The 2,597-nt window shown below is 62.3% G+C and carries 4 protein-coding genes and 1 pseudogene; all 5 read left to right on the forward strand.

The window, feature by feature from the left end; all coding sequences use genetic code 11:
* On the forward strand, positions 1-636 hold a 636-nt coding region (locus ACRXB1_RS34270; RefSeq protein WP_449494568.1), incomplete at its 5' end, for a LysR substrate-binding domain-containing protein.
* Between the two features lie 75 nt (positions 637-711).
* Positions 712-1,041 carry a hypothetical protein gene (locus ACRXB1_RS34275; RefSeq protein ID WP_075357365.1) on the forward strand — a complete coding sequence of 110 codons (330 nt, stop codon included), beginning with the start codon at positions 712-714 and terminating at the stop codon, positions 1,039-1,041.
* A gap of 166 nt (positions 1,042-1,207) precedes the next feature.
* On the forward strand, positions 1,208-1,897 hold the full coding sequence (locus ACRXB1_RS34280; RefSeq protein ID WP_062002324.1) for an RNA polymerase factor sigma-70: 690 nt from the start codon (positions 1,208-1,210) through the stop codon (positions 1,895-1,897).
* A gap of 101 nt (positions 1,898-1,998) precedes the next feature.
* Positions 1,999-2,241, forward strand: a complete 243-nt coding sequence (locus tag ACRXB1_RS34285; protein ID WP_449494569.1) for an MbtH family protein — start codon at positions 1,999-2,001, stop codon at positions 2,239-2,241.
* Between the two features lie 44 nt (positions 2,242-2,285).
* Positions 2,286-2,597 (forward strand): annotated as a pseudogene (locus ACRXB1_RS34290) (TauD/TfdA family dioxygenase); the annotation flags it as partial.

Genomic DNA, 2,597 nt, shown 5'->3' on the forward strand with positions numbered 1-2,597 from the left:
TCGGCGGCGGCGACGATGGTGCCGCTCGCCATCGCTCGCGTGAAGGCGAGCTATCCGCAGTTGCAGATCTGGCTGCAGGTGGAGACATCGGACGTGATGTTGCCGCTCGTGGCCCAGGGACATCTCGACATCATGGTTGGCCGCGTGCTCGAGCGGCAGGGCCAGTTCAAGGATGCGGTGCGTTACGAGCCTATCGCCGAGGAACCGCTTTGCGTGGTCGTGCGTCCCGGGCATCCGCTCGCGAGGGCAAGCGGGCTGACCATGGCTGACATTGTCGGCGAGGGCTGGGTCTTGCATCCCCCGGGCAGCGTCTTGCGGCATCGGTTCGACATGGTGTTTTCGCAGATCGGTCTCGCCGCGCCGGATAACGTGGTGAACACGAACAACATCGTCGCGATCTCGGGCATCCTGCTGCAAAGCGACATGCTTGCCGTGATGCCGGAAGAGGTCGCGCGGCAATACGAGGAGTTTGGCACGCTGAAGCGTCTTGCTATTGAATTGCCTTGCCGCATGGACGCGTTCGGAATCATCACCCGGCAAACGCGCTTGTTGTCGCCGGCGGCGACCGTCGTTTTGCGTGCATTGCACGATGCCGCGCTGGAGGTTTATGGCGCGCGGGTGGACGCTATTGCCTGACGCAAACGCCTGAAATAAGGCCCTGGGCACGCCATCTGCTCTTGCAATCCCTAAACGGATTCTGGAGAGAAGATCATGTTCAGCTTTAGCGAAAGCATATACCGCGGTTATCGGATCACAGCCTGGGCGCAAAGCGCCCTGGATCTCACCGATAGCGCCAAGCCCACGAGCTTCGTCGCACGTGCTGTCGTGGCCGGGACCGCGGCGGCGGTGATGGACTACCGCTTGCCGGTTCCCGGTCTCGACGCGGCAGCATTCGCGCAACCGGCGGCGGCCCGGCACCGGGCTGAAGCAGCTGCACGAGCTTATATTGATGAACTGCGCCGCAACGAGGAAGCGGAGTCGGCCGGGCAGTATCGCCGGTCCCGTGCCGATGGAAACCGGGGCGTCAGCGCCGCCGCATAAGCGCCTGACCGTTAACGCATTGAACCAGCCGGGCGGCTGGTTCAGGCCGCGCGTCTAGCTAGGTTCAAGGCTGAAAGCAAGTAAAGAGATTAATTGTAAGCTGTATTTGAGAATGCTTCTCGTTTAGGTTATATTGAAATCCGACCTAGAAATGAGGGGCAACTCGATGACGGAAGTGCTCGACCGGCCGGCACAATCGCCCGCCACACCGCTGATACCTCCTTCGCTCGTTAGCGCCGGGAACGCATGGCGTCCCGTTCATGACGCCCAGCCGGCAACTGAATCGCCCGCGCAAAAGGCAGCATGCCCTGCACGAACGCTGCTCGACATCGCCATCTCCAACCGGCCGATGCTCGTGAACATGGCGCGTGGTTTTGTTGGTTGCGGCAGCCGGGCGGAAGACGTTGTCCACGACGTCTTCATCAAGCTCATCGATTTCCCCAATCAGGACGCGGTCCGCCAGCCCGCCGCGTATGTCGCGCGGATGGTGCGCAATGCATCGATCGACGCGTGCCGTTCGCAGACGCTCGAAAACACCTATCACGCCGACGAAGACGACGGTCTCGACGTGCCGTCGCCGCAATGCACACCCGAAGTCATGGCCGAGACGCGCGACACGCTGCGTCAGGTCATGGCTGCGCTGGAACAATTGCCGGCGCGCTGTCGCGCGGCCTTCGAGATGGTGCGTTTGCGCGAGGAAACGCTGAAAAGCACGGCGAGCGCGCTCAACGTCTCGCAAACGCTGGTCCATTTCATGGTGCGTGACGCTGAAAAGCATTGTGTCGATAGCCTCGATGCCTGCCATCGCGGCGACGCGAATCCGCGCTATTTCGACGGCTGCGCACGTCGCCGGTAAAAATTCGCTTTCCCCAAGCGTCTATTCCATACAGATGGCGCCGTGAGCTCAAGGCTTCCGGCCGCCGACCTCCCAAGTTTTCCCCGACCAGGCCGCCGATCATGACGCAAGCCCAGCACACCCCGACCGCGTTCGCACGCGAAGCCGACGAACTCGAGTACACGGTCGTCATCAATGACGAGGAGCAGTATTCGCTTTGGCCGACCTTTCGCGCGGTGCCTGCGGGCTGGCGCACGGTCGGCGTGAGCGGCTCGAAGGATACGTGTCTCGCGCATATCGAAACCGTCTGGACCGACATGCGCCCCGCCGGTCTGCGCCGCCACATGGACGGCGTCGCGTCCTGAACATGCATGCCGGGTGATGTCATCCCGCGCCAGGAGAATTTCGCATGAACTCGCTTCCAGAGGCACGGCCGACGCTGGACGATCTGAACATCGAACCGGGATTGCCGACCGTGGTCTCGCCCAGACCCGGCGTCACCTTCTCGCTTGAAGAAGCCGCAGCGCCGCTGCGCACGATCATCGACAGTACGCTCGAGCGTTCAGGCGGGCTGCGCTTCACGGGCTTCGAGGTTGCATCGATAGAAGCATTCCAGCGCTTCGCCGCATCGTGCGGAGATCCGCTCATTGGGTATGAATTTGCATCGACGCCGCGCAGCCAGGTCGAGGGCGCCGTGTACACATCGACGGAATATCCGCCA

This window comes from Caballeronia sp. M23-90 (assembly GCF_053574605.1).